Annotated in this window: 21 protein-coding genes; 5 read left to right on the forward strand and 16 right to left on the reverse strand. The window is 71.5% G+C overall.

The genetic code is table 11. The annotated features are described in order from the left end of the window. Window positions 1-127 precede the first annotated feature (127 nt). Window positions 128-1,519: a DegT/DnrJ/EryC1/StrS family aminotransferase gene (locus tag J5Y05_RS16430; protein ID WP_210873069.1), complete on the forward strand. Its 1,392-nt coding sequence runs from the start codon at window positions 128-130 to the stop codon at window positions 1,517-1,519. 107 nt (window positions 1,520-1,626) lie between these two features. Here J5Y05_RS16430 and J5Y05_RS16435 read toward each other — a convergent pair whose 3' ends face one another. The 8 genes from J5Y05_RS16435 to J5Y05_RS16470 form a co-directional block, all read right to left on the reverse strand. Next, window positions 1,627-2,592, reverse strand: coding sequence for a transketolase family protein (locus tag J5Y05_RS16435; protein WP_210873071.1), 966 nt, complete (start codon window positions 2,590-2,592; stop codon window positions 1,627-1,629). Beyond that, window positions 2,580-3,407, reverse strand: a complete 828-nt coding sequence (locus J5Y05_RS16440; protein WP_210873072.1) for a transketolase — start codon at window positions 3,405-3,407, stop codon at window positions 2,580-2,582. Before J5Y05_RS16440 ends, J5Y05_RS16435 begins: the two co-directional genes overlap by 13 nt. After that, entirely contained in the window at window positions 3,404-4,468 is a 1,065-nt protein-coding gene (locus tag J5Y05_RS16445; RefSeq protein WP_210873074.1) for a M20/M25/M40 family metallo-hydrolase, read from the reverse strand. Before J5Y05_RS16445 ends, J5Y05_RS16440 begins: the two co-directional genes overlap by 4 nt. Further along, window positions 4,465-5,286, reverse strand: coding sequence for a [LysW]-aminoadipate kinase (locus J5Y05_RS16450; RefSeq protein WP_210873076.1), 822 nt, complete (start codon window positions 5,284-5,286; stop codon window positions 4,465-4,467). Before J5Y05_RS16450 ends, J5Y05_RS16445 begins: the two co-directional genes overlap by 4 nt. 19 nt (window positions 5,287-5,305) lie before the next feature. Then, complete coding sequence (gene argC, locus J5Y05_RS16455) at window positions 5,306-6,337, reverse strand: N-acetyl-gamma-glutamyl-phosphate reductase (RefSeq protein ID WP_210873078.1); 1,032 nt, start codon at window positions 6,335-6,337, stop codon at window positions 5,306-5,308. Then, the gene (locus J5Y05_RS16460; protein ID WP_210873080.1) at window positions 6,325-7,191 is read right to left on the reverse strand and encodes a RimK family alpha-L-glutamate ligase; all 867 of its coding nucleotides are present in this window, start codon (window positions 7,189-7,191) and stop codon (window positions 6,325-6,327) included. The genes argC and J5Y05_RS16460 overlap by 13 nt, the downstream gene beginning before the upstream one ends. Then, window positions 7,188-7,352, reverse strand: a complete 165-nt coding sequence (locus J5Y05_RS16465) for a lysine biosynthesis protein LysW (RefSeq protein WP_073720752.1) — start codon at window positions 7,350-7,352, stop codon at window positions 7,188-7,190. The genes J5Y05_RS16460 and J5Y05_RS16465 overlap by 4 nt, the downstream gene beginning before the upstream one ends. An 85-nt stretch (window positions 7,353-7,437) precedes the next feature. Then, a complete protein-coding gene (locus J5Y05_RS16470) occupies window positions 7,438-8,820 on the reverse strand; it encodes a helix-turn-helix domain-containing protein (RefSeq protein WP_307853948.1) in 1,383 nt (460 codons plus the stop codon). Window positions 8,821-9,574: 754 nt separating this feature from the next. Here J5Y05_RS16470 and J5Y05_RS16475 point away from each other — a divergent pair. Further along, window positions 9,575-10,627: a helix-turn-helix transcriptional regulator gene (locus J5Y05_RS16475; RefSeq protein ID WP_210873082.1), complete on the forward strand. Its 1,053-nt coding sequence runs from the start codon at window positions 9,575-9,577 to the stop codon at window positions 10,625-10,627. 29 nt (window positions 10,628-10,656) lie between these two features. Here the strand turns inward: J5Y05_RS16475 and J5Y05_RS16480 are convergent, their stop codons facing one another. From J5Y05_RS16480 to J5Y05_RS16490, 3 genes are all read right to left on the reverse strand, one after another. Further along, a complete protein-coding gene (locus J5Y05_RS16480) occupies window positions 10,657-11,172 on the reverse strand; it encodes a hypothetical protein (RefSeq protein WP_210873084.1) in 516 nt (171 codons plus the stop codon). Between the two features lie 217 nt (window positions 11,173-11,389). Next, window positions 11,390-11,674: a response regulator transcription factor gene (locus J5Y05_RS16485; protein WP_247614796.1), complete on the reverse strand. Its 285-nt coding sequence runs from the start codon at window positions 11,672-11,674 to the stop codon at window positions 11,390-11,392. Between the two features lie 104 nt (window positions 11,675-11,778). Continuing rightward, window positions 11,779-11,922 (reverse strand): hypothetical protein, encoded by a 144-nt coding sequence (locus tag J5Y05_RS16490; protein ID WP_210873806.1) that lies wholly within the window; start codon window positions 11,920-11,922, stop codon window positions 11,779-11,781. 685 nt (window positions 11,923-12,607) lie between these two features. Here J5Y05_RS16490 and J5Y05_RS16495 point away from each other — a divergent pair. Continuing rightward, the gene (locus J5Y05_RS16495; protein WP_210873088.1) at window positions 12,608-13,165 is read left to right on the forward strand and encodes a glycoside hydrolase family 25 protein; all 558 of its coding nucleotides are present in this window, start codon (window positions 12,608-12,610) and stop codon (window positions 13,163-13,165) included. A gap of 5 nt (window positions 13,166-13,170) precedes the next feature. Here the strand turns inward: J5Y05_RS16495 and J5Y05_RS16500 are convergent, their stop codons facing one another. From J5Y05_RS16500 to J5Y05_RS16520, 5 genes are all read right to left on the reverse strand, one after another. Then, on the reverse strand, window positions 13,171-13,806 hold the full coding sequence (locus J5Y05_RS16500) for an ADP-ribosyltransferase (protein WP_210873090.1): 636 nt from the start codon (window positions 13,804-13,806) through the stop codon (window positions 13,171-13,173). Window positions 13,807-13,918: 112 nt separating this feature from the next. Continuing rightward, window positions 13,919-14,422: an ATP-binding protein gene (locus J5Y05_RS16505; protein WP_247614797.1), complete on the reverse strand. Its 504-nt coding sequence runs from the start codon at window positions 14,420-14,422 to the stop codon at window positions 13,919-13,921. A 262-nt stretch (window positions 14,423-14,684) separates the two neighbouring features. After that, window positions 14,685-15,452 carry an enoyl-CoA hydratase/isomerase family protein gene (locus J5Y05_RS16510; RefSeq protein WP_210873094.1) on the reverse strand — a complete coding sequence of 256 codons (768 nt, stop codon included), beginning with the start codon at window positions 15,450-15,452 and terminating at the stop codon, window positions 14,685-14,687. A gap of 155 nt (window positions 15,453-15,607) precedes the next feature. Then, window positions 15,608-16,843 carry a L,D-transpeptidase gene (locus tag J5Y05_RS16515; protein WP_307853950.1) on the reverse strand — a complete coding sequence of 412 codons (1,236 nt, stop codon included), beginning with the start codon at window positions 16,841-16,843 and terminating at the stop codon, window positions 15,608-15,610. 235 nt (window positions 16,844-17,078) lie between these two features. Next, window positions 17,079-18,305 (reverse strand): L,D-transpeptidase, encoded by a 1,227-nt coding sequence (locus tag J5Y05_RS16520; RefSeq protein WP_210873098.1) that lies wholly within the window; start codon window positions 18,303-18,305, stop codon window positions 17,079-17,081. Window positions 18,306-18,540: 235 nt separating this feature from the next. Here J5Y05_RS16520 and J5Y05_RS16525 point away from each other — a divergent pair, with 235 nt between their 5' ends. Then, window positions 18,541-20,412, forward strand: a complete 1,872-nt coding sequence (locus tag J5Y05_RS16525) for an ABC transporter ATP-binding protein (RefSeq protein ID WP_210873100.1) — start codon at window positions 18,541-18,543, stop codon at window positions 20,410-20,412. Next, window positions 20,409-22,268 (forward strand): ABC transporter ATP-binding protein, encoded by a 1,860-nt coding sequence (locus J5Y05_RS16530; RefSeq protein ID WP_210873102.1) that lies wholly within the window; start codon window positions 20,409-20,411, stop codon window positions 22,266-22,268. The genes J5Y05_RS16525 and J5Y05_RS16530 overlap by 4 nt, the downstream gene beginning before the upstream one ends. Window positions 22,269-22,291: the final 23 nt, after the last annotated feature.

A 22,291-nucleotide genomic window follows, 5' to 3' on the forward strand; every position in this document is an offset into this window, starting at 1 on the left:
AATTCGAGGGAGAGCCGCGAGGGAGCACACCGGAATTGCCGGTGTGATTGCCGCCGGTCGCGACGGCGCGCGCGGACGATGACATGCGCGACGTTCGGACGGAATCACATGGAGAAGAGGTTCAGCCGTGACAATCCAGCAACCGGCCCGGCAGGCGGTCGACCTGGCGATGTTCGGTGGTGACCGGGCCGTTCCCAGGGAACTCGGGATCAAGCCCTGGCCGATGGTGACCGATCAGGACGAGCAGGCGGTCCACCGGGTACTGAGGTCCGGCCGGTTCACCTCCGCATCGTCGGGGGAGCAGGAGATCGCCGGCCTGGAGCGGGAGTGGGCGCAGTATGTCGGCACGGAGCACTGTGTTGCGGTGAGCAACGGAACCGCGGCGCTGTCGGTCGCGCTGGTCGCCGCGGGCGTGGAGCCCGGCGACGAGGTCATCGTGCCCGCCCTCAGCTTCATCGGCAGCGCCACCGCTCCGCTCCATCTCATGGCCGTACCGGTGTTCGTGGACATCGACCCGGTCACGTTCAACCTGGACCCCGGGGCGCTGGAGGCCGCGATCACCAGCCGGACCAAGGCGATCGTCGTGGTCCACCTGCACGGTCTGCCCGCCGATCTGGACCGGATCACCGAGATCGCCGCCCGGCACGGGATCACCGTGGTGGAGGACGCCGCGCAGGCGCACGGCGCCCGGTACCGGGGCCGGTCGGTGGGCTCGATCGGTGCGGTGAACACCTTCAGCCTCAATGTCAGCAAGAATCTCGCCACCTGCGGTGAGGGCGGCCTGATCACCACGGATGACGCGAACGTGGCGACGAGGGCGACCATGCTGCGGCAGTTCGGTGAACTCGTTCCGGCACGCGGCGAGCGCAGCTACGTGGCGCATCTGCTGGGCTGGAACTGCAAGCCGAACTCGATACAGGCGGCCTTCACCCGTAGCCGGCTGACGCGACTCCCCGCCGAGATGGCCGTCCGCGAGGAGAACGTCGGCCGGCTGCTGGGGCGACTGGCCGCGTATCCCGGCTTCCTGGTGCCCGAGGTCCCACAGGACCGCACCCATGCCTGGCACATCCTTCGCATCCGGGTGGAGCCCGCCGCCTTCGGACTGGCCGACGAGTTGGCCGGCCCGCTGCGCTCCGTCCTGCAGCGGGCCCTGCGTGCCGAAGGGGTGCCCGCCATGTCCTACCAGCTACAGCCGCTTCCCGCGCAACGGGTCTTCACCGGCCGGCGCGGGTTCGGCGCCTACCCGTGGGCGCTGCCCGGCGTCGTGGACCGCCCTTACCGTCCCGGCGACTTCCCGGCGACCCTGCGGGTCCTCGACGACTCCTTCACGATCCAGAAGGCACATCTGCATCCGGACTCGGGACCGTTGCTCGACCGGTACGCCGACGCGTTCGAGAAGGTCTGGCTGAACCGCGAGGCACTGGCCGCCATCGCCGCGGCGACGGACTACACCCCGCGCTGGGAACGCGCCTCGGAGATCGCCGACACCGAATGGGCGGGGGCGTTCGAAGCCCCATGACCTCCGCCCGCCGCACCGACTCCGCCCCGTGATCCTGGGCCAGGATCACGGGGCGGAGTGGCGTGCGGGACGGTTCGCGTCGCCGCGGTCGCCTTGGCGCCGGGGGGTCAGGCCAGCAGCCGCCGCACGTGCTCGGTCACCGTCGCGCCGGAGATCCCGTTGCGCGCCAGCAGATGCCGGTGTCCCCCGGTACCGGCGGCGAACCGGTCGGCGACCGCCACCCGCCGTACGGGGCAGGCGGCACCGAGGTCTGCCACCACCTCGGCCACGGCGGACCCGAGGCCCCCGGCGGCCCAGTGCTCTTCGACAGTGACGATTCCGCGCGTGCCGGTGGCGGCCGCGACGATCGCCTCCCGGTCGAGCGGTTTGACGGTGTGCATGTTGAGCACGGCCACGTCGATCCCGTCGCGGGCCAGTTCCTCGGCGGTCTCGACCGCGGTGAGCACGGGATGCGGTCCGGTGGCGATCAGCGTCACGTCCGATCCCCGGCGCAGGGACTGGGCGACCCCGATCCGCAGTGGCTCCGCCCCTGGCGCAAGGCTCGGCGTCGCGCCGCGTCCGAGGCGCAGGTACACCGGTCCCGGCCGCTCAGCGCCGGCTCGGACCAGGCTCTCGGTGGCGGGGCCGTCCGCGGGCACCAGCACGGTCATGTTCGGCAGCATCCGCATGACGGCGAGGTCTTCCAGCGCATGGTGGGTGGAACCGAGGTGGCCGGCGGAGAGCCCCCCGTGGGTGGCGACGATCCGCACCGGCAGGTCGTTCCAGGCGATGTCGAGCTTCACCGCTTCCAGTGCACGGGTGGCGGCGAAGGTCGCCATGGTGTTGACGAAGGGGATCCTGCCGGATCTGGCCAGTCCCGCCGCCACGCCCATGAGGTTCTGTTCCGCGATACCGAGGTTGAGGTAGCGCCGCGCCCCCTCGCCCCACGAGGTGGCGGAGAACAGACCGGTGTCGCTGTCCAGGCAGACGTAGCGTTCGTCCTCGCCGAGCAACTCGACCAGGACGTCCCGGTACACCTCCCGGGCCGCGCGCGCCTCGTCCGGCACAGGGGGTTCGGCTGTCACGACGGACATGTCGTCTCCGTTCGTTCGCCGCGCATCAGCGCGGCACGGGCACGCCGGTGCCCGCGCTCGGTGAGCCGGACGTAGTGGCTGCGGGCCTGGCCCTCGATATAGGGCAGTCCTTTGCCCTTGACCGTGCGGGCCAGCAGCACGGTCGGTCTGCCGGGGGTGTACGGGATACGCGACAGAGCCGTCCGCAACCGGTCCGGCTCGTGCCCGTCGACCTCCAGGACCGTCCACCCGAAACTGCGCCAACGGTCCCCGAGCGGCTCGAGGCCCAGGGTCTCTTCCGTGTCACCGCTGATCTGCAGCCCGTTGCGGTCCACAATCGCCACCAGCCGGTCCAGTCCCTGCGCGCCGGCAGCCATCGCGGCCTCCCAGACCGAGCCCTCCTGCAGTTCGCCGTCGCCGAGTACGACGAAGCAGCGCCGGTCGCTCCCGTCCAGCCGGGCGGCGAGCGCGAATCCGACACCGAGCGGCAGCCCGTGTCCGAGCGACCCGGTCGGCATCTCGACCCCGGGGACGGCCGGATTCGGGTGTGCGGTGAACATGCTGTCCGGAGTGCCATAGCTCGCCAGCAGCTCCACGGGGAAGAAGCCCCGCTCCGCCAGGACCGCGTACAGTCCGATCGCGCCGTGTCCCTTGCTCAGCAGCAGGATGTCCCGGTCCGGCGCCTGCGGCCTCCGCGGGTCGATCCTCAGCACGTGGCGGTAGAGCGTCACCAGGATCTCGACCATGGACATCGACCCGCCGAGGTGTCCGCCTTCCGGGTTGGCACACATCCGCACGATGAGTTCCCGTGCCGTACGCGCGTGGTCGTCGCTCATCGGTTCTCTCCGGTGAGGTGCTCGCCCAGTTCGGCCAGGGCACGGGTCAGCACCCGGATGCCGAACAGGTACTCGGACAGTTTGATGTGTTCCCGGTCGCAGTGGTCCAGGCTGCTGTCCCCCGGCCCGTAGGTGGCCATCGGCACGGTCCACCGCTCCGCCAGGGTGTTCATGTCGGAGGTACCGGTCTTCACCTTCGCCCTCGGGCTGCCGCCCTCGGCGCGGATCGCGACCGACAGCGCCCGCACCACCGGGTCGTTGCGGCCGACACGGCAGGCGCGCACCGTGTTGACGACCTGCAGCGTGTCCGGGCCCAGCCGCTCGGACAACGCGGCCACCAGTCCCTGGGCGTCGAAGCCCGGGGGAATCCGGACACTGAACTCCGCGGTGGCGGACATCAGTCCACCGCTGATCGATGTCAAGGTCGGCCCAGGACTGTCGAATCGGGCGTGGCTCGCCTCCGGGCCGAGCAGGTCCAGCAGCTCCGTCCAGGCCCGCGCCGCGAGTTCGGAGGCCTTGGGCACGACGTTGCTGGGATGGGTCGCCTCGCACCGTACGTGGTAGCGGAGGTCGAGCTTTCCCTTGTACCCGAGGACGACCGTGTCGCAGCCACTGGGCTCGCCGATGATCAGCGCGTCCGGCGGCTCGTGCGTACGGCGGATCTCCACCGCGCCCCGGGACATCGTGGTCTCCTCCTCCACAGCGCCCACGACCACGACCCGGCCGCGGAACCCCGTGCTGCCGGCGGCCGCACAGATCATCGTGGCGAGCGGCCCCTTGGCGTCGACCGAGCCCCTGCCGTACAGACGGTCGCCGTCCACCCGCACCGGGATGCCCCCCGGCACGGTGTCCATGTGCCCGAGCAGCATCACCGTCGGCCCCGGTCCGCGCCGGATCTCTCCGACCGCGTTGCCCGCCCCGTCGATCCGCGCGGTGAGACCGGCTCCGCGCATGGCGTCCACCACGTGGGCGGCCAGCTCCGCCTCCGCAAAGGACGGCGAGGGGATCTTCAGCATGCCGTGGAGCAGTTCGATCGCGGCCGTGTCCGAAAAGGTCGTCACTCTTCCTCCAGCAGCACTTCGGTGCACGAGCCCGCCAGGGCCTCCTGGACCGGGCGCGGCCGACGGCCGTCCGCGATCAGGACGCGCCGCACACCGGACAGCAGTCCCTCCCGGGCCGCGATCAGCTTGATCCCCATGCCGCCGGTGACCACCGGAGGCGTCCCTCGGCGGGGAACCCGGCAGACGGGGAGCACCGACCGTTCGTCGTGCCGGTCGGCCAGCACCCCCCTCGCCCCGGTGAGCATCAGCAGCGTGCCCGCCCCGACGGCGCCCGCGACGGCCGCGGCGGCGCGGTCCGCGTCCGTGTTGACCACCCGGCCGTCCTCGGCCACGGCCGGCGGCGACACCACGGGAAGCAGCCCCGACGCGAGCAGCGTGGACACCAGGTCGCCGTTGACCGCGGTGATCCGTCCACTGTGGTCGTCCCTGACCACGACCCGGCGTCCGTCGACGACTGCCCGGTGCGCCGACTTGCGGGCGGCCACGAGGAGTCCGGCGTCCAGGCCGGTCAGCCCGACCGCACCCACCCCGCAGGCGCGCAGGGCGGCCAGCAGACGGGGTTTGACGGAGCCGGCCAGCGCCAGTTGCACCACTTCGAGCGTTCGCTCGTCGGTGTACCGGGTCGACACCCCGTCCGGGGCGACGAGCCGACGGGTAGGCACTCCGAGGCGTGCGGCGAGCCCGTCGATGTCGGCCGAACCGCCGTGGGCGAGGAGCACAGGTCTGCCGCCGTGGTGCACGGCGGCGACGTCCGCACAGATCGCCTGCGACCGCACAGCGGCGTTCCCGCCGCATTTGACAACAAGTATGTCCCGCATGCGCTTCATCAGCCTCACGTCAGTTCGGATGCAGTCCGAAGAATTCCAGCCCTGTGCGCTCCGGCCAGCCGAAGCGGACGTTCATGCATTGCACAGCGCCGCCCGCGCCGCCCTTGACCAGGTTGTCCAGTGCGCCGATGAGGACCGCGGTGCCGTCGTCCGCGGACACCGCGAACCCGACGTCACAGAAGTTCGACCCGGTCAGGATCTTCGGTTCCGGGAGCCGGTACAGGCCCTGTCGTTGGGCGATGACCCGGACGAACGGCTCGTTCCCGTACGCCGCGCGGAACGCGGACCGGACCTCTTTCTCCGACACCCCGGACGCCAGCTTCACCTGGCACAGCACCTGCACACCGCGGACCGCCTCGACGCCGGTGGCGGTCATCCGCACCGTGCGGTCCGTGGCCTGTGCGATCTCGGCCTCGTGCCGATGCCCGGAGGGAGCGAACACACGAAGGGCACCGCTGCGTTCCGCATGGGCGCCGGCGGCTCCGCCGGAAACACCCGATCCGCTGGAACCCGTTCGGGCGTCCACCCGGACCGTGCCCTCGATCAGACCCTCCAGGGCCAGCGGCCGGACCGCGAGAATGCCCGCGGTAGCCATACACCCGGGAACCGCGATCCGGTCGCTCGTGGTCAGTCGGGCGCGATGCCACTCGGGCAGCCCGGCGGTGAATTCGGGTATCAGATGCGGGGCGGCGTGCGCGACTCCGTAATAGGACGCGTAGACCTCAGGGTCCCGTAGGCGGAAATCGCCGGACAGGTCGATGACGGTCCTGGCCAGTTTCAGGAATTCGGCCATCCTTCCCATGGTTTCCCGATGCGGAGCGGCCAGGAAGAGCACGTCGAATTCGGTGTTCTCCAGGGTGTCGTGGCCGACGAAGCACAGGTCCGTGTGGCCGCGCAGGTTGGGATGAGGGCCGTCGACCCGGCGCCCGGCGAGGCGGTCGGAGGTCGCGGCCACGACCGTGACCCGTGGATGACCGTGCAGGAGACGAAGCAGTTCGCCGCCGATGTAGCCGGATGCCCCGACGATGGCTACTCGCAGCATGAGCGTGACTTCTCCACGAGATGGTCGACGATTCGGTCGGCGACGGAGAGCGCGTCGCCGAGAGCCTGCTGGAGGCCGGAGAACTCGACACCGTGGTTGACCTCCAGGACCAGCAGCTCTCCCGTCCCGTCCTCGATCAGGTCGACGCCTGCGATCTCGGCCTCCACGGCCTGCGCGGCCATGACCGCGAGTTTCGCGATGTCGGGTGTCATGGGGCACAGTTCACTCACCGCACCCCGCGCCACGTTGGTCCGCCAGTGCTCGCTGCGCCGGTAGGTCGCGGCCAGCGCCTCGCCGCCCACCACGATCACCCGGATGTCCCGGCCCGGTTTGGCTATCCATTCCTGCAGGTAGACGATCCGCGCCTGCGGTGAGGGCAACGCGGCGACGTACTCCAGTACGGTCTCCGCGGTCTGCCGGTCCGGCAGGGCGGAGACCAGACGGCCCCACGAGCCCTGCAGGGGCTTCACCACGGCCGGATAGCCGATGCTCTCCAGAGCCGTCAGCGCCGCTTCCGGGGTCAGCCCGATGGCCGTCCGCGGTGTCGGGAGTCCCGCTGCGACGAGCGCCGCGGACGTGCGCCACTTGTCCCCGCACAGCGCGGTCGCACGCGCGGAGTTGACCACGATCGCACCCGCCGCCTCCAGGGCCTCGGCCGCGTACGTCGCCCTGGCGAGCCCGATCTCCCGGTTCAGCACGATCGGGTGCGCGCCGCGGTCACCGAGGGGGTGCCACCAAGCACGGCTGTCGATGTGCCGGTGGGCGATCCCCCTGCGAGAGAGGACTTCGAGGATTCTCTTCTCACTGGCCCGCACGCGGGACGCGAGAACCACGAACGGCTCCGCGCGGCTCACTCGCCCCAGTCCTCCTCGATCTCCGGCGCGAGCGCGGCCCGTATCGGATCGAGCGTGAGAATCTCCAGTTCACTGGCGCATTCACCGCATTCCACTATCTCGCCGATCACCGGTGTTCCGGCGGGAACCACCGAGTTCTCGCATTCAGGACAGGTAACCATGGTCAGGCCCTTTCGTTGACCGCTGCAAGGCACGGGTAAACGTAATGGCCGCTGTGGGCACCGGTAGGCAGAATCAGCGGCAGTCTCAGCCGGCCCGGACCGCCCCCGCCGGAGTCCGGTCCCGCACGTGCAGGAGCCGTACCAGTTGCAGCGCCGTGAACCGCTCCGGCAGGTGGGCGCCCGCCGGCCGCACCAGGCCGTGGACCAGCAGCGCGTGCAGGGCGGCAGCCGGCTCCGGCACCAGGTGATCGAGGTCGCCGACCGTCCAGTGCGGACGGTCGGCGACCTCGGCCAGCACCAGGCGATGGCACTCGGCCACGATGTCGACACTGCGTGCCACGGATCGCAACAGGTCCTGGCAGCCGCAGCCCGCCGGGGAGGAAAGGAGGGAGAAGTCCCGGCCGGCTCGGGCCAGCAGGAGCTCGGGCGGATACACCAGGCACCAGCCCGCCGCGTACTCAAGTGCCCTGGGTACACCGTCGAGCCAGCGGCACAACCGCACCACCGCTTGCGCGTTGTCCTCCCGAAGCCGGAACCCCGGCTGTGAGCGGCGCATGTGGGACAGGAACAACGCCACGGACTCGACCTCGCTCAACCGGACGTGGTCGTAGTCCAGCGCCTCCTCCGGCACGGCCATCGCGGTGAGCGGCAGTACGCGCTCACCCGGCAGGTATTGCGATGTCAAACCGGTCACCACGACGTGCAGCCCCGGACAACGCCGAAGCAACTCACCCACGTCCACCCCGCCGGGACCCGAAGCGTCGCCGCTATCGATCACCAACAGGCCATGCCTCTCACCGATCGCCGCGACGAGGTCGGCGGTCGGGTCAGCGGTGCCCGGCTGCGGCCCGCCGGGGCCGGGGCCGGCCGCAGGAAGCGCACCGCAGCAATGGGTACCTTCGGCCGACGCATGCCACCCGACCCGCCAGCCCCTGGCCCGCAGCACTCGGGCCGCCTCGAGCACCAGATGCGTCTTCCCGATGCCGCTGATGCCGACCACGCTCACCAGGCGGTGACCGTAGACGGTCACCTGATCGAGCAACACCTGCAGTTCCGCTTCCCGGCCCACCAGTGTGCCTGGCGGAGCGGGCGGTTCGGGCAGGGCGGGCGGTGCGAGCAGTGCGTCCCGCAGATCCGCCGGGCTTCCACCGGCGGCGTGCAGTTGCTGTCGCTCGGGCTCGCTCAGCCGCAAAGCGTCGGCCAGAAGCCCCACACTCTCCCGCCGGGGCCGTCGGACCCGTCCGCTCTCCAGATCCCGGATCGCCCGGACGCTCAACGTCGCGAAGTCCGCCAGTTGTTGCTGGGTCAGCCCGAAGCGGCCCCGATGTCTCTTCAGCAACTCGGCGAAGGAGGCTGTTTCGCGGGGCCCCTCCGGCGGTGTCGGCAGCGACCGCCAACGCGGGCCGCCCACTGCGCGTTCGCGTAGTGAAAGTCCGGTTGCCGCGGCTTTCCGTAGTCTCTTGCTCACAGATTCGGGCGCCTTTCTCTATCTGATTGCCGAGTTCCGACACCTGTGGGACCACAGGCTCCGGAACTGACCACGGGTCGACCTCCCCCGCGCTCACCCGCAGGTCATCCGGCGACGCGGCCCCAACCGCTGCCGTCGCCGGGCCCGGCCGAGGACGCCACCAGGACGCCGGACGCTGCCGCTCTCGGCGGCAGCGGTACCGGCGACGGCACCGATCACCAGCGCACAGAGAACAGCGACCACGAACACACGGACGGACTTCGTGATTTCTCCCAGAAATCAGAATGAGGAATGCTTGACAAGTCCCGGCCGGCGTTTTACGGCCGTTCCCCTTCCGCTGTTCCAGACTGACGGGCACCCGTCCCGGAAGCCACAGGCGGAACCATTCACCAAGTTCTCCCGCCCCAAAGCGGGGGGTGGACGAAAAGCATATGCAGCCACAATGAGCGACAATACGGACGGGGTTTCGTCATCCAGACGGTCACCACCCGCCCCACCGCGCTCGCCGGCCCGCAGCGAAAAGGTCATCCGCCGGGGCGGCCGCCCCCTCACCCCGCGGGTACCGGTCGACCTGGCGTCTTCCAGCCACTAGATTCCGAGCGGTGAACCCGCTCCCACGGTTGCCCGTCCTAATCGATGCGATCCGCAGCACATGCGGGCCAACCGGTCGGCGGCCCGTACATGGCAGGCGGGAGACGTTTGAGTTCGATGAGGGTGGGCGCGTGCCCATACGGGTGTCAAGAGCGAAGGACTGATGGTGGAACAGCAGAGCGAGGACAACGTTTTCACCGTGGGGGACACGCTCCGCGCCGAGGAAGTGGCCGTCTACCGCTGGCTGGCTCTGCACGGTCGGTTAGACCCTGTTTCGATGGCCAAGGAGACAGGGGTCGACGCGACAGCCGTGAGCGGCGCGGTGGACCGCCTCGTCCGAATCGGCCTGGTGCACAGGGGCGAGGAGGGCGACGACCGCCTCCGGGCTGTCGACCCTCACCTCGTCGCGGCCGTGGCCACCGCACCGGTGGAGCGGGCCATCGAGGAACAGCAGGCGCGACTGCGCCTCTTCCAGGACCAGTTCGCCCAGTTGGCCGTCGACTACAACGAGGGGAGACACAGCGCCTCCACGGACCTGGAGACCATTCCCGGGCTCACCCATGTGCGGGCCGCGTTGAACCGGGCGGCCGAGCAGTGCCGCGAGGACATGGTCACCGTACAGCCCGGCGGCACCCGCCCTCCCGAGGTACTCCAGGACGCACTGCTCCGGGACAGCCAGATGCTCGCCCGGGGTGTGCGGATGCGGACCGTGTACCACCACACCGCCCGGTTCAACAGCCCCAGCCAGGCGTACGTCGCCACGGCGAGTGCGCTGGGCGGCGAGTACCGGACGGCCCACCAGCTCGTCGGCCGGATGATCATCTTCGACCGGGAGCTCGCGTTCATGACCAGGCGCAACGACCGGCTGGGCGCGGTGGTGGTCCGGGAGCCGTCGGTCGTGCACTTCCTGTACGAGCTGTTCGAGCAACTGTGGTCGCAGGCCCAGCCGTTCTCCGATGCGGCCACCGACGGCCTGGAAGCGGTCGCCAAGGATCTGGACCGCACCATCCTGCGACTGTTGTCGTCAGGACTGAAGGACGAGACGATCGCGCGGCGGCTCGGGATGTCCTTGCGTACCACCCGCAAGCACATAGCCGACATGATGCAGGCCCTCGGCGCCGAGAGCCGTTTCCAGGCCGGCGTCGCGGCGTCCGCGAAGGGGCTGCTGAACGACGACGGAGAGCCGGACGCGGCACCCACGACGGCCCTGGCCTGATCCCGCGTACGCCCCGGGGGCGTACTCCGTCAGCCCGGACCCTCCAGGTCGAGCCTGAGCAGCGTGGTCGGGACGTGGATCTCCGACAGCCGGTAGGTATGACCCTGGGGCACGAAGAGAGTGCCGCCGGAACGCAGCCGCATGCCGAGTGGGTGCGAGGGCACCGGTGCCGGGTCCTCACCGACGCGCGACAGGACGCAGCGGCAGGCTCCTTCCAGGACCGTACCCGTGGACTCGGCACCGTTCGGCGCGCTCTCCACGACGGGAGAGTCCGGCGACAGGAAGCGGAAGAAGGGGCGCACCCGCAGTTGCAGCCTGCGGCCCAGCTCGGCCGCCAGTTCCTCCGTGCCCGGTCCGCCCGGCACGGTCGAGTCGACGCCCGGCGTCGGACGGGCCGGGCGGGGAAGCTCCAGCAAGGCCGGCAAGGTCATCGGGTCCTCGGGCCACGACAGGGCGGGCCCCCGGTCTCCGTTGGCCGCCACGCACAGGACCAGCTCTTCGACGAAGGACCGCAGCGGCCGGCTCAGAGCTCGCCGTCCAGGCACAGTCCTCCGATCTCGCCACACGTCAGGGCGATGCCAAATGAATGAGGTGTGCCAGGGCACCACGATGCCTGGACACACTGCGGGAAAGGGAGAGGAAACACCTGAGCGGCGCTGAGGCCGCCCCGAAATACTGCCGCACGGAGATCGGTCCCGACAGTCACGTGTTCACGTGTCATTCGGCCGGTGGCCACGATCGGGCAGTCGGGCCCGAGTTCGGTCAGACCCGGGACCGGCCGGGGGACTTCGGCGTGGGCGACAGCCCCATGTCTTCGATGGCGTTCACGAGGGAGCCCTCGACCGACAGAGCCAGCAGCAACAGGTGCATGCGGTTCCGGGCTCCGGTTTTCGCGCGTATCCGGCGCATGTAGGTGTCGACGGTATGCGGACTGACGTCCATGCGCCGGGCGATCTCCCTGTAGGTGGCTCCGCGCGCGATATGTCCGAGCACTTCCCTTTCCCGGCCACTGACGATACGGACAACTTCCCGCAGTCTGTCGATCAAACAGTCGGGCGTTCTTTCTCCGCATGATTCCTGCATTCCGGAATCCGCTGTACCACCGTCTCCGGAACTCCCCGCGGACCGGGTGGTCCCCGCGTACACACAGATCATCGCGGGACAGAACCCCAACCGCTGTCGTCGTTCGGCACGATGGAGGAAAACGCCAGAGTGTCGGCACCGCCGGTCTCGACGGCAGCGGCACCGGCGACGGTGCCGACCACCAGCGCACAGAGAACAGCGACCACGAACACACGGGCAGACTTCATCATTGCTCCCAGAAATCAGAGTGAGGAATACTCGAAAGGTTTCGGCGGACGCCTTCCGGCCGCCCCCTTCCGCAGTTCCAGAATGGTGGGCACCCGTCCCGTAATCCACAGACGGCACCATTCACCAAGTTTCCTGGCATCAAAGCGGGGGGTGAACAAAACACCCATGAGGTAAGAAATACGGGCAGACCCGATGTTGATTGCCGAGTGTTTTCGGCTTCGCCACTCCAGCGTGAGGGCGGCTCGTTCGGGTCATCGACGGCCCCGGCATGCGGCCGTTGCCGTTTCTCGCGCCGGACGCCCTGGCCTCGTCGGTGCGATGGAGGCTCCTCGGCTGGACCCGTCGGGCACGGCGGTTGCCTGTGAAAAGTCAGCGGGCGGTCACCTCGCCGCGGAGCCGGCGCTGTACTTCGGGCCGGAATACGGGCGGCATGCTCGAAGGAGCATTTCCGCGAGGTCCTCCGGCCGGTCCCGCCCCGACCGGTCCCGCCCCGGTCGCCTCCGCCCCGGTGAGGGGAGGCGCGTCGGGTTCGCGCCCGCTTGGGACGGCGGTTGCGGGAGCGCGCCGGGGGAAGACGTGCTCCTGGTTCCCCCTTCCGTGGCGGATCGCCCGTGCCGCGGCGGGGAATACCCCTTGTCTCCATCCCCCCACGGCACGTCAGGAGGCCCCATGCTGCGCGGTATCGACGTCAGCGCCTACCAGCCCGCCGACTACGCCACCGACGGTCATTCCTTCGTCTTCGTGAAGGCGACCGAGGGCACCTCGTACGTCAACCCCCGCCTGGCCGACCAGACGAAGCGGGGCCGCGACGCCGGACTCGTCGTCGGCTTCTACCACTTCCTGTGGCCCGGCGACCTCGCCGCCCAGGCCGAGTACTTCGTCTCCAAGGCCCCCGAGCGCTCCGGCGACCTGCTCGCCGTCGACTGGGAGACGACCGGCGAGGGCACCCACGCGAGCACCGCCGAGAAGGACCGCTTCCTCCGCGAGGTGAAGGAACTGCGCCCGCACCACCGGGTGCTGCTCTACTGCAACCGGTCCTTCTGGCTCGACGTCGACACCACCTCGTACGCGGGTGACGGGCTCTGGATCGCGGACTACGTGACGGCGGGCAAGCCCCGTATCAAGGCGAAGTGGCGCTTGCACCAGTACACCGACGACCCGGTGGACACCAACGTGGCGGACTTCCCGTCCGGGGACGCCCTGCGGACGTGGGCCGGCGGCGGCTGACCGGCTCAGTGCCAGGGGCGGTAGTGCGGGTTGTCCTCGCACTCGCTCATGATCTCGGTCTTGGTCTGCTTGTCGACCGGGCAGACGCCGATGATGAACTGGCGCTGGATGCCGCCGGGGAAGGCCACCTCGACCTGGTCGGCCCACTTGTGGGTGTCACCGATCGTCTTGTTGACGTCGATGCCGCCGGGCGCGTCGATGTAGTAGTTGAAGCCGGACTTGTACCAGGTCTTGTAGAGGTCGTGGTCGTAGGTGGTCGAGACGTACGGAGAGGGCTGGTTGACGAGTACGTACTGCTCGATGTCGTACTGGCCGGTCAGCACGTCCTTGGCGTGGAAGCCCTCCTCGAAGACGATCGCGGGGCCGCGGCTGTCGCTGCGGTAGAGCGTGCCGCAGGCGGTGCGCCAGACCGGGTCGGGCGTGATACGGCCGACGGCGACCCCATGGTCGGCGGCGGCCTTGAGCTTGTCCTCGAACTGGGGGCAGCTCGGCGCGGCGGCGCGCGGGGCCGACGTCACGGAGGTGCTCGCGGGCACCGACGCGGCGGCGCTCTGGGGTGAGGTGGCGGCCGTGGTGGCGAGGACGGCGGAGAGCGACAGGACGGCGGCGGCGATCCGGCGCCGCAGACGAGTGATGGTCATGCGGGTACGATCCCGGCTGCCCGGCGCCCCGCCGCGCAACGTCACCCGTAGGCGGCGTGTTGGGTGAACGCCCTTGCCACCGACGGGCGATGGCCGACCCGGCGAGGGCCGGTCAGCGGTCCAGGACGCGGATCTCGAACCAGGTGGTCTTCCCGCGCGGCGCCAGGTCGGCCCCCCAGCGGTCGGAGAGCTTGTCGACGAGGAAGAGCCCGCGCCCGCTGAGGTCCGTCTCCCGCACGGGCATCAGGCAGGGCAGCCCCCGGGAGGGGTCGCGGACCTCGACGCGGATGCGGCCGGGGCGGCGGCGCATGTGGAGGCCGAAGGCGCGGGCGCCGGTGTGCCGCACGGCGTTGCCGACGAGTTCGGAGGCGAGGAGGACGGCGTCCTCGGTCACCTTGGGGCCGACCTTCCACTGTCGCAGGGCCACCACCTGGACCAGGCGCCGGGCGGTGGCGGCGGCCCCCGGGATCGAGGGCAGGCGCACCTCGCGGTCGGCCGGGCTGCCGAAGGTCTCCAGTGCCCTGAGCCCGTGCTCGTCCTCGACCGCGGGCGTCCAGCGCGCCGTGATCGCACGGCCGGCCCCCCGCGGCTGACCCGTACCCTCCAGCCCCGCCATCGCCCCATCATGACCGCCCCGGCGGGGCTCCGGGGCGGTTCCCGGGGAATGCGCCCCCGCAAAGCCCGTGCCCCGCGAAGGGTGTCTGGCATGTGCCATGGGCACTTCAGGACCGCAAACGGCCCCGTTGACCTGCGCGGACGGCTCGGCCGGAGACAATCGACGGACTCCCTCGACAGGACGCGCTCAGTGGTCCGTCAAGGCTGCCACAAACGCCGCCGCCGAGGGGCCCGGATGAGACATCACGTCAATTGCAAGGGGGTCAGAGGAACTTGGCCTTTCCGGGGCCCTCCTCGACGAAGCTGCGCATGCCCCGCTCGCGGTCCTCGGTGGCGAAGAGCCCCGCGAACCAGTTCCGCTCCAGGGCGAGTCCGGTGTCGAGGTCGGTCTCCAGTCCGGCGTCGACGGCCTCCTTCGCCGCGCGCAGCGCGATCGCGGGGCCCTTGGCGAGCCGGGCCGCCCAGGCGTGGGCCTGCTCGTAGACCTCGCCGGGCGCGACGACCCGGTCCACCAGGCCGAGGGCGAGGGCCTCGTCGGCCTTGACCTGGCGGCCGGTGAAGATGAGGTCCTTGGCCTTGGAGGGGCCGATCAGCCGGGACAGTCGCTGGGTGCCGCCGGCGCCGGGGATCAGGCCGAGCAGGATCTCGGGCTGGCCCAGCTTGGCGTTCTCCCCGGCGATGCGGTAGTCGGCGCAGAGGGCGAGTTCGCAGCCGCCGCCGAGCGCGTAGCCGGTGACGGCGGCGACGACCGGCTTGGGGATGCGGGCCACCGCGGTGAAGGAGTCCTGGAGCGAGCGGGCGCGCACGACCATCGCCGCGTGGTCCATCGCCCGCATCTCCTTGATGTCCGCGCCCGCGGCGAACACCTTCTCCCCGCCGTGGATCACGACGGCGCGCACGTCCTCGCGGCGCGTGATCTCCTCGGCGAGTTCCTTGAGCCGGTCCTGCGTGGCGGCGTCCAGCGCGTTCATGGGCGGACGGTCCAGGCGCAGCGTGCCGACGCCGTCCGCGACTTCGAGATGTACGGTCATGCCAGCAGGTTAACGGCGGCTAACGCGCCCGGCCCCGGCGCGGCGGCCCCGCGGGGGGATTGCCCCGGTAAGCGAACACCCGCCCGGGGTGGTTCCCGGGCGGGTGCGAGATCGGGCGGGCCGGCGCCGGGTGCCGCCCCGGGCCGGCCGGCGGGTCAGGACTTCCACTTCTCCCAGGACATGTTCCAGCCGTTGAGGCCGTTGTCCGGGGCGATGGTGGCGTCCTTGGAGTTCTTGACGACGACCACGTCGCCCAGCATCGAGTTCTCGAAGAACCAGGCGGCCGGCGTCTTCTTGTCCCAGCCGCCGCGCACGTCGCGCAGGCCGACGCAGCCGTGGCTGGCGTTGCGGTTGCCGAAGGCGTCGCCGCCCCAGTAGTTGCCGTGGATGAAGGTGCCGGAGGTGGACAGGCGCATGGCGTGCGGCACGTCGTGGATGTCGTAGTCGTCGCCGAAGCCGACCGTCTCGCCGTTCATCCGGGTCACCTTGAACTTCTCGCTGATGACCATCTGGCCGTTCCAGGTGGCGGTGCCGGGGGCGCCCGCGGTGATCGGGATGGTGCGGACGACCTTCCCCTCCCGGGTGACCTTCATGGTGTGCTCGCGCGCGTCGACGACGGAGACCTGGTCGCGGCCGATGGTGAAGGAGACGGTCCTGGACTGCTTGCCGTAGACGCCCTCGCGGCCCTCGACGCCGTCGAGGTCGAGGCCGACGGTGACCTTGGTGCCGGCCTTCCAGTACTTCTCGGGACGGAAGTCGAGGCGGTCGTTGCCGAACCAGTGGCCCGCGACCTCGACGGCCGGTTCGGTGGTGACGGTGATGGCCTTCTCGACGGCGGCGGGGTCGGTGATGCCCCGGTCGAAGCGGATCGAGAACGGCATCCCGACGCCGACGGTGGTGCCGTCCTCGGGGGTGAAGGTGCCGAGGAAGGTGGCCTTGGGCGTCAGGGTGGTGAAGCGGGACGTCTCGGTGGCGGTGCGGCCGGCGGAGTCCTTGGCGGCGGCGCGGACCGTGTAGGCCGTCTTGGCGGCCAGGTGGGTGGAGGGCGTCCAGGTGGCGCCGTCCCCGGATATCGCGCCCTCGACGCGCTTGCCGTCGCCGTCCTCGACGACGACCTCGGTCAGCTTGCCCTTGGCGGCGCCGACCCGCAGCACGCCGCTGGTGTCGACGGCCTTGGCGCCGTCCTCGGGCGCGATGGTCACGACCGCCTCGGACTGCGCGCTCTGGGCGGCGGTGGCGTCCGCCTTCTCCTTGCCGCCGCTCCCGGCGCCGCCCCCTCCGCACGCGGTCACGGTCAGCAGCAGCGCCCCCAGCGCCAGTGCTTGCAGTCGCCTTCCGCGCCCGCCCCGTATACCGGACGTCGATGGCCCGGATATCGGACGCACGTTCACGTTGTCTCCCCTCGCCGGGCCCGAGGGGGCCCGCTCCCCGCGGCGCCACAAGGCGCTCGGCCGCATCGTAACCGCAGGCCAGGGGGGTCGGGGACGGGGAGATTGTCACCGTTCCGTACCGAGTTACCGGAGCGGCGTGTTCCGGTCGCGCGGGGCGGCGGGGACGGTCACGGAGCGCTCCCCGGGGACGGACACTCCGTCAGCACGGGCCGGGAACCGGGCCCCTGTCCCCGGCTCACCGCAGCGCGCTGCCCGCCCGCCACCGCTCCCAGCCCATGTTCCAGCCGCCGAGACCGTTGTCCGGGGCCACCTCGGCGTCGTCGCTGCCGACCACCTCGACCACGTCCCCGACCAGGCTGCGGTCGAAGAACCAGCCCGCCGGGGTCTCGGCCCCGCCGCCCTTGACGTCGCGCAGCCCCACGCAGCCGTGGCTGACGTTCTCGCGGCCGAAGGTGTCGGCGGGCGACCAGTAGTTGCCGTGCAGGAAGGTGCCGGAGTCGGTCAGGCGGACGGCGTGCGGCACGTCGGGGATGTCGTACTCGCCGCCGAACCCCACCGTGCGACTGTTCATGCGGGTGATCTCCAGCAGCTCCGTGATGACCATCTTGCCGTTGTAGGTGGGCGTCTTCCGGGCCCCCGCGGTGATCGGCACGATGGCCAGCGGCGTGCCGTCGCGGGTCACCCGCAGCGTGCGGGCGGCGGCGTCGACGACGGAGACCTGGCTGCGGCCGACGGTGAAGGCGAACGTCTTGTCCTGGAGCCCGTAGACGCCGGGCGCCCCCTCCACGTCCTGGAACTCCAGCGCGACGGTGACCTCGGTGCCGGGCTTCCAGTAGTGCTCGGGGCGGAAGTCGAGGCGGTCGGTGCCGAACCAGTGCGGGCGGATCTCGGCGGCGGGCCGGGCGGTGACGGAGACGGCGCGTTCGACGGCGGCGCGGTCGGTGATCTCCCGGTTGAACTTCAGGGAGACGATCATGCCGGTGCCGACCACCGAGCGGTTCTCGGGGGCCACGTAGGCGATGAAGCGCTCCTCCGGGACGTACGTGGTGAAGGTGGTGCGGCGGGCGACGCGGTGGCCGTCCCCGTCGAGGGCGACCACGTCCACGGTGTACTTCGCGGCGAGCGCGAGCCGCTCCTCGGCGGGCTTCCAGCGCCGCCCGTCGGCGGAGATCCGGCCGGGCACCGGGGTCTCCCGCGCGTCCTGGGAGCGGACGACCCGCACCGACTCCAGGTGCCCGTCCGGCACCCGCACCGACAGCTCCTGGTCGGGGCGCACGTTCTCGCGGGCGTCGTCCGGGGTGATCCGGATGACGTCGTCCGGGCCGGCCGGCCTGCCGAACATCCCGCCGAAGCCGGAGCCGCCCGCGGTGCAGCCGGCCGCGCCGGCGAGGAGCAGCGCCCATGTCATCGCCGCGGCCAGCGCGGCCCCCGCGCGCCGTGCGCGCCCGTGTACGTGCCTCATAGTCACCCGTAACGACCGGTGCGCCCCGGGGAAACGCGCGTGCGCGCCGTGCGGTGGGCGCAGTCGGCAGGGCAAGGGACGCGCACGGCGCCCCGGTCGACGACGCCCGGGGCGGGCGGTGTCCGGACGCGGCGCTCGGCAGCGCACCCGCGGCGCGCGGGGTGCCTCCGTACGACCCCCCGGCCGGGCGGAAACTCGCTGGGCAGGCCGGGTGCGGGACCGTAGGCTCCTGACGATGCCCACGACACCCGCGCCCGCCCAGGACCGTTCCACCGTGCGTTCCCTGCTCCGGCTGTGGCCCTACGTCCGGCCGGTGCGGGCCCGGCTGGCGACCGCGGCGTCCGTGGCCATAGCGGCCTCCCTGGTGGGTCTGGTGATCCCGCTGGTGCTGAAGTGGATGGTCGACGGTCCGGTGGCGGGCCGGGACCCGGCGGGGGTGTGGCTCGGCGCGCTCTTCCTGCTCCTCCTCGGGGTGGCGGAGGCGCTGCTCTTCGGGCTGCGGCGGTGGCTGGTGGCGCGGCCCCTGTCGCACGTCGAGGCGCGGATGCGCGCGGAGCTGTACGGGCACCTCCAGCGGCTGCCGGTCGCCTTCCACGACCGGTGGGCCTCGGGCCAGTTGCTCTCGCGCGGCACGACCGACCTGATGCTGTTGCGCATCTTCTTCGCCTTCCCGATGACCTTTCTGCTGGTCAACGGGGTCACCATCCTCGTGGGCGTGGTGATCATGCTGGTGCAGGACTGGGTCCTCGGGCTGGTGGTCCTCGGGGCCGCCCTCCCGGTGATGGTCACCTGCATGGTCTTCGAGCGGAAGTACGCCGAGGTGGCGCGGCTCGCCCAGGACCAGGTCGGGGACCTGACGACGGTGGTGGAGGAGAGCGTCCTCGGCATCCGGATCGTCAAGGGCTTCGGGCGGCACCGCAGTCAGGCGCGGGCGTTCCGGAAGCTGGCGGGGACGCTGCGCGGCACGGAGCTGCGCAAGGCGCGGCTGCTGGCGGCGATCTGGGCGGTGATCGTGACGCTGCCGGAACTGGCCGTGGGGGCGGCGCTGGTGGCCGGCGCGGTGCGGGTGGCGGACGGGACGCTGTCGGCGGGGACGCTGGTCGCCTTCCTGTCGACGGCGCTGGCGCTGCGGTGGCCGGTGGAGTCGATCGGCTTCCTGCTGGCGCTGAGCCAGGAGGCGGCGACGGCCACGGACCGGTACTTCGAGGTGATGGACGCCCGGCCGGAGGAGGAGACGGCGGGGACGGCGGGTGCGGCGGGGACGGCGGGGACGGCGGGTGCGGCGGGGACGGCGGGGACTGGGGGTGCGGCCAAGCCCCCCTCCGGGCCCGCGCCACCCGGGGCCGGACTCCGCTTCGAGGCCGTCCGTTTCCGCTTCCCCGACGCGCCGCCCGGCTCCCCGCCCCTCCTCGACCACGTCGACCTGCACGTCCGCCCCGGCGAGTCCCTCGCCCTGGTCGGCGCCACCGGCAGCGGCAAGACCACGCTGACCGCGCTCGTCCCCCGGCTGCACGAGGTCACCGCCGGGCGCATCACCCTGGACGGCCGGGACATCACCGCCCTGCCCCGCGCGGAGCTGCGCGCCCTGGTCGCCGTCGCCTTCGAGGAGCCCACCCTCTTCTCCGCGAGCGTCGGCGAGAACGTGCTGATGGGCGCCGGGGACGAGGCGAGCCCGGACGCGCTGGACCGCGCCCTGTCGGTGGCGCACGCCGGTTTCGTGCACGAGCTGCCCGAGGGCACCGCCACCCAGGTCGGCGAGCAGGGGCTCAGCCTCTCCGGCGGCCAGCGGCAGCGGCTCGCGCTCGCCCGCGCCGTGGTCGGCCGGCCCCGCTTCCTCGTCCTCGACGACCCGCTCTCCGCGCTGGACGTGCACACCGAGGCCGCCGTCGAGGCCGCGCTGCGTGAGGTGCTCGCCGACACCACCGCCCTGATCGTGGCCCACCGCCCGTCCACGGTGCTGCTCGCCGACCGGGTGGCCCTGCTCTCCGGCGGCCGGATCGCCGCCGTCGGCACCCACCACGAACTGCTGCGCACCCACGCCGAGTACGCCCACCTGATGTCCGGGCGCGAAGAGCCCGGGGACCACGAGGAGGGGACCCGCCGATGACGGCGCCCGCGACCACCGCACCGGAGGGGAAACCGGCCGGGGACGCACCGCCGGACGCACCCGCGGACGACGGGTTCGACCGGGACGTCCTGCCCAGCCCGCCGGGGGCCACCGCCGCCCTGCTGCGCTCCCTGCTCGCCCCGATGCGGGCCCGGGTCGGGTGCGCGGCGCTGGTCCTGCTGCTCCAGCAGGCGGCCGTGCAGGCCGGCCCGCTGCTGGTGGCGTACGCCATCGACCGGGCCGTGCCCGCGCTCCGCGCCCACGACACCGGCCCGCTGGTCGCGGTCGCCACCGGCTACCTGCTCTGCGCGCTGGCCGCGGGCGGCCTCCAGTACGCCTTCATCGCGCTCTCGGCCCGGGTCAACCAGGACGTGCTGCTGGACCTGCGCGGCCGGATCTTCCGGCACGCGCAGGCGCTGAGCGTCGACTTCCACGAGCGCTACACCTCGGGCCGGCTCATCTCCCGCTCCACCACGGACGTGGAGTCGCTGCGCGAACTGCTCAGCGAGGGGCTCCAGGAGCTGATCACGGTCCTGCTCTCCTTCGTGTGGATCTCGGCGATGCTGCTCTGGCTGGACCTGGGCCTCGGGGCCGTCGCCGTGGCCTCCTTCGTGCCGCTGTACGCGCTGATCCGGAGCTACCGGCGGCGCGCGCGGCGGGTGTACGCGAAGCGGTCGACGACGATCGCGGCGGTCATCGTGAAGTTCGTGGAGACGCTGAACGGCATCCGGCCGGTGCGCGCCTTCCGCCGCGAGGCCGCCAACGACGCCGGGTTCGCCGTCCTCAACGGGCGGCACGAGCGCGTCAACGGCGACGCCCTGCTGGAGATGGCCCGTTACGTGACCGGCTCCCGGCTGGTCGCCAACACGGCGGTCGCCGGGATCGTGCTGTGGGGCGGCTACCGGGTCGCCGACGGCACGCTGGCGCTGGGCGTGCTGGCGGCGGCCGTGCTCTACCTGCGCCGCCTGTACGACCCGATCGACCGGCTCGGCATGTTCCTCAACTCCTACGAGTCGGCGGCGGCCTCGCTCCAGAAGATCGCCGGTCTGCTCGCCCAGACCCCGTCGGTGCCCGAGCCGGCCCGGCCGAGGGAGCTGCCGGCCCTTGAGGGCGAACACCCGGGCCGGGAGGTCGTCTTCGAGGACGTGCGCTTCGGCTACCGCACCGGCGGCGAGGTGCTGCCCCGCTTCGGCCTGACCATCCCGGCCGGGCAGACCGTCGCGGTGGTCGGCTCGACCGGCGCGGGCAAGTCGACCCTGGCCAAGCTGCTCGCCCGCTTCTACGACCCCTCCGGCGGCCGGGTGCTGCTGGACGGCACCGACCTGCGCGACCTCGCCGTGCCCGAACTGCGGCGCGGGGTGGTGATGGTGACGCAGGAGGCGTTCCTGTTCTCCGGGACGGTGGCCGAGAACATCGCCATCGGCCGGCCCGACGCCTCCCGCGAGGAGATCGAGCGGGCCGCGAAGGCGCTCGGCGCCCACGACTTCATCGCCGCGCTGCCCGACGGCTACGACACCGACGTCCGCCGCCGCGGCGGGCGCATCTCGGCCGGGCAGCGGCAACTCGTCGCGTTCGCGCGGGCGTTGCTGGCCGATCCGGCGGTGCTGATCCTGGACGAGGCGACGAGTTCGCTGGACATCCCCGGCGAGCGGGACGTGCAGCGGGCCATGGCGACGGTGCTGAGGGGCCGTACGGCGGTGGTGATCGCGCACCGGCTGTCCACGGTGGAGATCGCCGACCGGGTGCTGGTGATGGAGCACGGGCGGATCGTGGAGGACGGCACCCCCGCCGAACTCGTCGCCGGGCGGGGCCGGTTCGCCGAGCTGCACCGCACCTGGCGGGACAGTCTGGCGTGAGCGCGCGAAGGCGGGAGCGGGCG

It is taken from the genome of Streptomyces tagetis, assembly GCF_018069565.1.
GTDB classification, from domain to species: domain Bacteria; phylum Actinomycetota; class Actinomycetes; order Streptomycetales; family Streptomycetaceae; genus Streptomyces; species Streptomyces tagetis.

Excerpts from the sequence above, each read along its gene's own strand:
- J5Y05_RS16520 (WP_210873098.1), bottom strand. The coding sequence starts at position 18,305 with ATGAGGCACGTACACGGGCGCGCACGGCGCGCGGGGGCCGCGCTGGCC.
- J5Y05_RS16495 (WP_210873088.1), top strand. The coding sequence starts at position 12,608 with ATGCTGCGCGGTATCGACGTCAGCGCCTACCAGCCCGCCGACTACGCC.
- argC (WP_210873078.1), bottom strand. The coding sequence starts at position 6,337 with ATGCTGCGAGTAGCCATCGTCGGGGCATCCGGCTACATCGGCGGCGAA.
- J5Y05_RS16440 (WP_210873072.1), bottom strand. The coding sequence starts at position 3,407 with ATGAGCGACGACCACGCGCGTACGGCACGGGAACTCATCGTGCGGATG.
- J5Y05_RS16435 (WP_210873071.1), bottom strand. The coding sequence starts at position 2,592 with ATGTCCGTCGTGACAGCCGAACCCCCTGTGCCGGACGAGGCGCGCGCG.
- J5Y05_RS16525 (WP_210873100.1), top strand. The coding sequence starts at position 18,541 with ATGCCCACGACACCCGCGCCCGCCCAGGACCGTTCCACCGTGCGTTCC.
- J5Y05_RS16450 (WP_210873076.1), bottom strand. The coding sequence starts at position 5,286 with ATGCGGGACATACTTGTTGTCAAATGCGGCGGGAACGCCGCTGTGCGG.
- J5Y05_RS16465 (WP_073720752.1), bottom strand. The coding sequence starts at position 7,352 with ATGGTTACCTGTCCTGAATGCGAGAACTCGGTGGTTCCCGCCGGAACA.
- J5Y05_RS16530 (WP_210873102.1), top strand. The coding sequence starts at position 20,409 with ATGACGGCGCCCGCGACCACCGCACCGGAGGGGAAACCGGCCGGGGAC.
- J5Y05_RS16505 (WP_247614797.1), bottom strand. The coding sequence starts at position 14,422 with ATGGCGGGGCTGGAGGGTACGGGTCAGCCGCGGGGGGCCGGCCGTGCG.
- J5Y05_RS16475 (WP_210873082.1), top strand. The coding sequence starts at position 9,575 with ATGGTGGAACAGCAGAGCGAGGACAACGTTTTCACCGTGGGGGACACG.
- J5Y05_RS16510 (WP_210873094.1), bottom strand. The coding sequence starts at position 15,452 with ATGACCGTACATCTCGAAGTCGCGGACGGCGTCGGCACGCTGCGCCTG.
- J5Y05_RS16500 (WP_210873090.1), bottom strand. The coding sequence starts at position 13,806 with ATGACCATCACTCGTCTGCGGCGCCGGATCGCCGCCGCCGTCCTGTCG.